The sequence below is a fragment of the Streptomyces sp. NPDC043896 genome (assembly GCF_056435605.1).
The window spans coordinates 465384-473169 of record NZ_JBWKEE010000002.1; the positions used below are offsets into that span (position 1 = coordinate 465384).

The following is a 7786-nucleotide window of genomic DNA, read 5'->3' on the forward strand; positions in this document are numbered from 1 at the left end:
GTGCGTGTGCCTCTCAGTGGCAGGGGAAGCCGAGGAGGTGGCGTCCGTCGTGGACCCACTCGTGGACGGCCTCGCCGGAGAAGACGGCGGTGGCGCCCTGTTCGGCGCCGACGAAGTAGAGGGCGACGAGCATCAGCAGGCCGGTGAAGAGCGCCCAGGGCAGGACGGCCTTGACGGGCAGGGGGGCCGACGGGGAGACGGCGGGGGCGGGGATGGCTGCGGAAGCGAGTGCCTCGGCCATGGTGGAACCTCCTCGGGGAACGACGCGTCCCATGTGGTGGTGCGGAACGACGGTCCGAGGGTCTGACTCACCGCGACCCACTCCCGTGCGGGGGTGTCGTCGCAGCACACAGTGGCGCGACCATGCCGGATTCTCACCGGGCTTCCGTCTCGCCGTCGTCGCTATGTTCAGATGTCGCCGTGACGCTACCGTCCCGCACGCGGTCCGACCAAGCGGATGAGTCGCTGATCACACGGGACGCGGGCGTCCGTACCGGAGCCGGGCTCAGGCCGGGCTGGAGGGTGCGCCGGGGCGCCGGGGCCGCGGCGGGTGTGCCGGCCGGCAGGCGGGGGCGCTCGCGGCAGGGGGCCGCCGGGCATCCGCCACACCGGAACTCCCGATGTTCGCGCAGGTGCGGCGAGAGGGAGAGAAACTCCTCGCATATGCCGTCCGCCACCCCGGCCGGCTGGCCGGAGTGCGCGCGGAAACGCCCCGTCCGAGGGCCCGTTCGGTCGCTTGACCGAAGGACCTGCGGCAACGTAACTTCTGCCGGACCGGCTCGTGAGTTGACGGAAGGAGGCGAAGTCGGATGTCGACCATCTCCGAACTGATTCGCCTCGCTCACCAGATCGCCTGGGCTCCGGGCCGCGTAGCACACGGCTGCTGAACAGCCCCTTCTCCGGCGTGCCCTGTTGCGGCCCCGGTCTTTTTCGATTTCTGTCACTGCCTGCGGCATTTCGCCGCACGCTGATGCGCGCTCTCCGTGGTTTCGAGCTGCGCCACCGAAACAGAAAGCTTCTGAAATGGCGATGACGTCAGTCAGTTCCACCGCGCTCCGAAATGAGGACGTGCCATGGTAGCGGCGCGGATCACGGTCAACGGGAAAGAAACTCCGATTTCTCCGGCGGCCCCCCACACCACGGTGCTCGACTTCCTGCGCGAGCGCGGCCTCACCGGGACGAAGGAGGGCTGCGCCGAGGGCGAATGCGGGGCCTGTTCCGTCCTGGTGGCCCGGCCCGGCGTGGACAAACCCACCGACTGGGTGGCGGTCAACGCCTGCCTCGTCCCCGTCGCGGCGCTCGACGGCCAGGAGGTCGTCACCTCCGAAGGGCTCGCCACCCCCGGCGAGCCCGGCACGCCGCCCGTCCTGCACCCGGTGCAGGAGGAGATGGCGGTCCGCGGCGGCTCCCAATGCGGCTACTGCACACCGGGGTTCGTGTGCAGCATGGCCGCCGAGTACTACCGGCCCGGCCGCTGCGCGCACGCGGAGCCGGACCCCGCCGAGGGCACCGACCCCGAGCACGGGCCGAACGGCTTCGACCTGCACGCGCTGAGCGGCAACCTGTGCCGCTGCACCGGCTACCGCCCGATCCGTGACGCCGCGTTCGCCGTCGGCGCCCCCACCGGGGACGACCCGCTCGCGCGGCGCCGCGAGCAGTCCCCGCCCGAACCCGTCCCCACCCGGTACACCCGGGACGACAGCACGTTCCTGCGGCCCGGCAGCCTGCCCGAGGCGCTGCGGCTGCTGCGCGAACGGCCCGGGGCCGTGGTCGTCGCCGGCAGCACCGACTGGGGCGTGGAGGTCAACATCCGCGCCCGCCGCGCGGATTGCGTGGTCGCCGTCGAGCGGCTGCCCGAACTGCGGGAGCTGCGGGTCACATCCGACTCCGTCGTCATCGGCGCCGCCCTGACCCTCACCGAGATCGAACGCCGCCTCGACGGCACGGTCCCGCTCCTCGCCGAACTGTTCCCGCAGTTCGCCTCCCGGCTCATCCGCAACAGCGCGACCCTCGGCGGGAACCTCGGCACCGGATCCCCCATCGGTGACAGCCCGCCGGTCCTGCTCGCCCTGGAGGCGTCGGTGCTGCTCGCCGACGCCGACGGGGAGCGGGAAGTCCCCCTCTGCGACTACTTCACCGGCTACCGGCAGAGCGTGTGCCGGCCCGGCGAACTGATCCGTGCCGTGCGCGTCCCGCTGCCGCCGGCACCGGTGACCGCGTTCCACAAGATCGCCAAGCGGCGCTTCGACGACATCTCCAGCGTGGCGGTCGCCTTCGCGCTCGACATCGAGGACGGCACCGTCCGCAAGGCGCGCATCGGCCTGGGCGGCGTGGCCGCCACCCCGATCCGCGCCCTCGCCACCGAGGCCGCCCTGGAGGGCCGGCCCTGGACGGCGGAGACCGCCGAGGCCGCCGCCGGCCTGCTGCGCGCCGAGGGCACGCCGATGGACGACCACCGAGCCAGCGCCGGCTACCGATCCGCGATGCTGGGCCAGAGCCTGCTGAAGCTGTACGCACAGACCACCGAGGCGGTGCCGTCATGAGCCGACTGTCCGAACGCCCCGAGAAGCCCGTCGTCGGTCTTCCGGTACCGCACGAGAGCGCCGTCCTGCACGTCACCGGCGCCGCGCTCTACACCGACGACCTGGTCCACCGCACCAAGGACGTCCTGCACGCCCACCCCGTCCAGGTCATGAAGGCCCGCGGCAGGATCACCGCGCTGCGCACCGCGCCCGCGCTCGACGTGCCCGGCGTCGTCCGTGTCCTGACCGGCGCCGACGTGCCCGGCGTCAACGACGCCGGGATGAAGCACGACGAACCCCTCTTCCCCGAGGAGGTCATGTTCCACGGCCACGCCGTCGCCTGGGTGCTCGGTGAGACCCTGGAAGCGGCCCGGCTCGGCGCCGCGGCCGTCGAGGTGGAACTCGACGAGCAGCCCTCCCTGGTCACCCTGGAGGAGGCGATCGAGGCCGGCAGCTTCCACGGCGCCCGGCCCATGATGGTGACCGGCGACGTCGACGCCGGCCTCGCCGACTCCGCGCACGTCTTCACCGGCGAGTTCCGGTTCTCCGAGCAGGAGCACTTCTACCTGGAGACGCACGCCGCGCTGGCCCACATCGACGAGGCCGGGCAGGTGTTCGTCCAGAGCAGCACCCAGCACCCCTCGGAGACCCAGGAGATCGTCGCGCACGTGCTCGGCCTGCACAGCCACGAGGTGACCGTGCAGTGCCTGCGCATGGGCGGCGGCTTCGGCGGCAAGGAGATGCAGCCGCACGGGTTCGCGGCCGTCGCCGCGCTCGGCGCCCTGCTCACCGGCCGGCCGGTCAGGCTGCGGCTCAACCGCACCCAGGACCTGACCATGTCGGGCAAGCGGCACGGGTTCCACGCCGCGTGGAAGATCGGCTTCGACGCCGACGGCCGCATCCGGGCCCTCGACGCCACGCTGACCGCCGACGGCGGCTGGAGCCTGGACCTCTCCGAGCCGGTGGTGGCCCGCGCGCTGTGCCACATCGACAACACCTACTGGATCCCCAACGCCCGCATCGCCGGCCGCATCGCCAAGACCAACAAGGTCTCCAACACCGCCTTCCGCGGCTTCGGCGGACCGCAGGGCATGCTGGTGATCGAGGACATCATGGGCCGGTGCGCGCCCCTGCTCGGCATCGACCCGACGGAGCTGCGGGAGCGCAACTTCTACCGGCCGGGCCAGTGCACCCCGTACGGGCAGCAGGTCCTCCAGCCCGAACGCATCGCGGCCGTCTGGCAGCAGGTCAAGGACAACGGGGGCATCGCCGACCGCCGGCGCGAGATCGCGGCCTTCAACGCGGCCCACCCGCACACCAAGCGGGCGCTCGCGCTGACCGGCATCAAGTTCGGCATCTCCTTCAACCTCACCGCCTTCAACCAGGGCGGCGCGCTGGTGCTGATCTACAAGGACGGCTCGGTCCTGATCAACCACGGCGGCACCGAGATGGGCCAGGGCCTGCACACCAAGATGCTCCAGGTCGCCGCCACCACGCTGGGTATCCCGCTGCACAAGGTACGGCTCGCCCCCACCCGCACCGACAAGGTGCCCAACACCTCGGCCACCGCCGCCAGCGCCGGCGCGGACCTCAACGGCGCGGCGGTGAAGAACGCCTGTGAGCAGCTGCGTGAGCGGCTCCTCCAGGTGGCCGCCACCCAGCTCGGCGCGAACGCCTCGGACGTGCGCGTCGTCGAGGGCGTCGCACGCGTCCTCGGCAGCGACAAGGAACTCGGCTGGGACGAACTCGTCCGCACCGCCTACTTCCAGCGGGTCCAGCTGTCCGCGGCCGGCTTCTACCGGACCGAGGGACTGCACTGGGACGCGAAGGCGTTCAGGGGTTCACCGTTCAAGTACTTCTCCCACGGCGCCGCCGCGACCGAGGTGGAGGTGGACGGCTTCACCGGCGCGTACCGCGTCCGCCGGGTGGACATCGTCCACGACGTCGGCGACAGCCTGTCCCCGCTGATCGACATCGGCCAGGTCGAGGGCGGCTTCGTCCAGGGCGCGGGCTGGCTCACGCTGGAGGACATGCGCTGGGACGGCGGCGACGGGCCGAACCGCGGCCGGCTGCTGACCCAGGCCGCGAGCACCTACAAACTGCCGAGCTTCTCCGAGATGCCCGAGGAGTTCAACGTCACCCTGCTCCAGAACGCCACCGAGGAGGGCGCGGTCTACGGCTCCAAGGCGGTGGGCGAACCCCCGCTGATGCTGGCCTTCTCCGTACGGGAGGCCCTGCGGCAGGCCGCCGCGGCCTTCGGGCCCGCCGGGGTCAGCGTGGAACTCGCCTCCCCGGCGACCCCGGAGGCGGTGTACTGGGCGATCGAGGCCGCCCGCGCCGGCGGCACCGGCGGCGGGATCCCCGCCGACACGAGCGCTCTGAGCAATGCCTGACATGACGTGGGTGGCCGCGGTCGCGCGGTTGCGGGCCCGCCGGGAACCCGGCGTGCTCGTGACCGTCGCGACCGTGCGCGGCCACGCCCCCCGCAAGGCCGGCGCCAAACTCGTCGTGGGACGGACCGAGACCTGGGGCTCGATCGGCGGAGGCAACATCGAGGCCGTCGCGATCGACCGGGCCCGCGAGGTGATCGGGACGTCCGACGCGGAGCCGGAGCTGATGGACTTCGCCCTGAACGACAAGGTCACCGGCCCGCACGGCGTGCAGTGCTGCGGCGGAGCCGTGAGCGTACTGCTGGAACCGCTGCGCGTCGTACCGGCGGTGGCCGTCTTCGGGGTCGGGCACGTCGGACTGGAACTGGCCCGCATCCTGGCCCGCCAGGACCTGGACCTCCACCTGATCGACACCCGGCCCGGCCAGCTGACCGACGAGCGGCTCGGCGTGCTCGCCGACGCGGTGGCGCAGGTCCACGTGCACCACACGCCCCTCCTGCCGGAGGAGGTGCTGGCGGAACTCGCCCCCGGTACCCACGTCCTGATCATGACGCACGATCACGCCGAGGACGCGGCGCTGTGTGACGCGGCGCTGCGCACCCCGGCGCTCGGCTCGATCGGACTGATCGGCTCGGCCGCCAAATGGGCGCGGTTCCGGCACCGTCTGGCGACCGAGGGAGGGCACGACGACGCCGCCATCGACCGGATCAAGACCCCGATCGGGCTGACGGAGATCACCGGCAAGGAGCCCGCCACGATCGCGGTGGGCGTCGCGGCCGACCTGCTCCGCACCTTCGGACGGGACGGCGGGTGAGGGTGCCGTCCCGTCCTCGGGTTCATTCCTGCGCGAAGTGCCGCCGGAGCCAGGCCAGCAAGGCGGCGAAGGCGGGTGACCTGGAGGCGTCCGACTGCCGGAGGACCGCCGAACGGGCCCCGTCCTCCACGGTGATCGTGTAGCTCATCGCGTCCCTGGCGCGGCCGTCGTCGGCCGGCCGTGGTGTCTCCACGGCCGCCGCCACCAGCCGGGCCAGCTCGGCCGCCGCTTCCTCCGGCAGGGTGTCGGTGTCCACGACCTGGGGCGGGCGGTCCAGACCGGCCGCGGCCGCCAGCCCGCCGTGCGATTCGAGGGTCACCCTCATCGGGAGGCCTTCAGCGCGGAGACCTCCCTGGCCAGCGCCGTCAGCTTGTCGTCCACGGCGCTGATCTGCCGGACCAGGGCGGCCAGATCGGTCTCCCGGCCGGCGCCGCCGTGCCCGTTGACCGGGAAGCTCCGGGACCGCCCGAGGCCGGCCGGAACGCCTCGCACCTGGATCTCGACTTCCTGCCACCCCGCCAGTACGGCCGTCTGCTCGGGGCTGCCGGCGCCGAACAGCTCCCCGGCCTTGCGGAAGGTGGTGTCCGCGAAGTCCTGGAACTGGTCCTGGGGGCCGGACGCCTTGAGGGCCTCGAACCAGATGGCTCCGGCGGTCTCCCAGGCGAATCCGCCGATGCCCACGGCCGTCGCGTGGAACGCCTTGTTCGGAATGCCGGAGTTGATGTGCACCCCGCCGTTGTCCCCGGCCTCGGTATCGGGCAGGTGGACGAACTTGCTCATGCGGGAGGGCTGGCGGTCCTTCCCGAGCAGAGGATGGTCGAACGCCTGGCCCGGCGCCTTCATCGACCGCAGGGCGTCGCCCTCGATGCCCGGGCTCCACACGTCGGCGCCGATCAGCCAGTCCGCCTCCTCGGCCGTCTGCTTCAGCGACCACTGCTTGACCAGCGAGCCGAAGACGTCCGACATCGACTCGTTCAGGGCCCCGGACTGCACGTGGTACTCGAACCCCGAGGTGTGCTCGGTGACTCCGTGTCCCATCTCGTGCGCGACGACGGAGAGGTCACGGGTGAGGTCGCTGAACACCCTCCCGTCCCCGTCGCCGAACACCATGCGCCGGCCGTCCCAGAAGGCGTTCGCGAACCGGAAACCGAAGTGGGCGAATCCGTCCAGGCGCATGCCCCGCCCGTCGATCGAGTCGCGCTGGAACACCTCCTTGAAGAAGTCACGGGTCAGCCCGAGGGCGTCGAACGCCTGGTTGACCGACGCGTCCCCGGACACCGGGCCGTCCTCCGACCTGGCGAGGACGGCGCCGCGGAGGGATTCCCCCTGCTCGCAGTCGAACACGGTGCGCCGGGCGTTGCCGGGTGTGTCAGCGCCGGCGAGGCCCGCGCGGACGGAGCGCTCGCCCCGCAGCCGGGCGGTGGCCAGCAGGGTGGCCAGCGCCGCCTGGCGGACGTCGCCGTCGTCGCTCTCCAGGAGCTTGTCGAGGACGTACGGGGGAGTGATGCAGCTGATCGGGCGGGTCCTGCTCATGGTGCACCTCCGGGGTGCGAGGACCGACGGTTGACGGTTCATCGTTCCGGCCGCAGAATTCGAAGGGTGAACGTGCGCGACGGTGGCCGGGATTCGACCGGCCGGGACGGCGTTCACGGGCCCCTGAGGTGACCGGGGCGGACGCGTGGGCGCGACCCACGGCAAGCATGCGACAGGCGCCGGCATCGGCCCGGTCAGCCCTGTTCCCCGCGGCACGGCCACGCTGATACCACCAGTCTCCTGCCGTCCGCAACCGCCGGCAAACGCAGCGACGGCCGACGCTTCACGCCATGATCGTTCCAAGTCGGCCCGCGGGTACGGTGGTTCCCGTACGCGGCCCCTTCCGGGCCGCGCGCCGCTGACCGTCCGCCGGCTGGGCCACGGCGACCGCGTCACCGCCTGCCGGCGCCGCCCCTGACCGCGCGGCCCCGGCCCTAGGGCCTGTCGTCGAACTTCCGTCTGCCCCGCGACGCCTTGCACGCGCTCTCGCCGCACCGGGCGGAAGCCCGAGTACGTCCAGTACGAGG

General features: G+C 72.2%; 6 protein-coding genes. 3 read left to right on the forward strand and 3 right to left on the reverse strand.

The window, feature by feature from the left end; translation table 11 throughout:
- Nucleotides 1-13: 13 nt before the first annotated feature.
- Nucleotides 14-241: a CbtB domain-containing protein gene (locus AC069X_RS04755; protein WP_478725071.1), complete on the reverse strand. Its 228-nt coding sequence runs from the start codon at nt 239-241 to the stop codon at nt 14-16.
- A gap of 832 nt (nt 242-1073) precedes the next feature.
- On the opposite strand from AC069X_RS04755, the gene AC069X_RS04760 reads away from it, so the two are divergent.
- The 3 genes from AC069X_RS04760 to xdhC are packed head-to-tail and all read left to right on the forward strand — an operon-like array spanning nt 1074 to nt 5726.
- On the forward strand, nt 1074-2543 hold the full coding sequence (locus AC069X_RS04760; protein ID WP_478725073.1) for a xanthine dehydrogenase small subunit: 1470 nt from the start codon (nt 1074-1076) through the stop codon (nt 2541-2543).
- Nucleotides 2540-4915 carry a xanthine dehydrogenase molybdopterin binding subunit gene (gene xdhB / locus AC069X_RS04765; RefSeq protein ID WP_478725075.1) on the forward strand — a complete coding sequence of 792 codons (2376 nt, stop codon included), beginning with the start codon at nt 2540-2542 and terminating at the stop codon, nt 4913-4915. The genes AC069X_RS04760 and xdhB overlap by 4 nt, the downstream gene beginning before the upstream one ends.
- Before the next feature lies 1 nt (nt 4916).
- On the forward strand, nt 4917-5726 hold the full coding sequence (xdhC, locus tag AC069X_RS04770; RefSeq protein WP_478725125.1) for a xanthine dehydrogenase accessory protein XdhC: 810 nt from the start codon (nt 4917-4919) through the stop codon (nt 5724-5726).
- A gap of 22 nt (nt 5727-5748) precedes the next feature.
- Here the strand turns inward: xdhC and AC069X_RS04775 are convergent, their stop codons facing one another.
- Both AC069X_RS04775 and AC069X_RS04780 read right to left on the reverse strand, forming a co-directional pair.
- Entirely contained in the window at nt 5749-6051 is a 303-nt protein-coding gene (locus tag AC069X_RS04775; RefSeq protein ID WP_478725077.1) for a protealysin inhibitor emfourin, read from the reverse strand.
- Nucleotides 6048-7259, reverse strand: a complete 1212-nt coding sequence (locus tag AC069X_RS04780) for a M4 family metallopeptidase (RefSeq protein WP_478725079.1) — start codon at nt 7257-7259, stop codon at nt 6048-6050. The genes AC069X_RS04775 and AC069X_RS04780 overlap by 4 nt, the downstream gene beginning before the upstream one ends.
- Nucleotides 7260-7786: the final 527 nt, after the last annotated feature.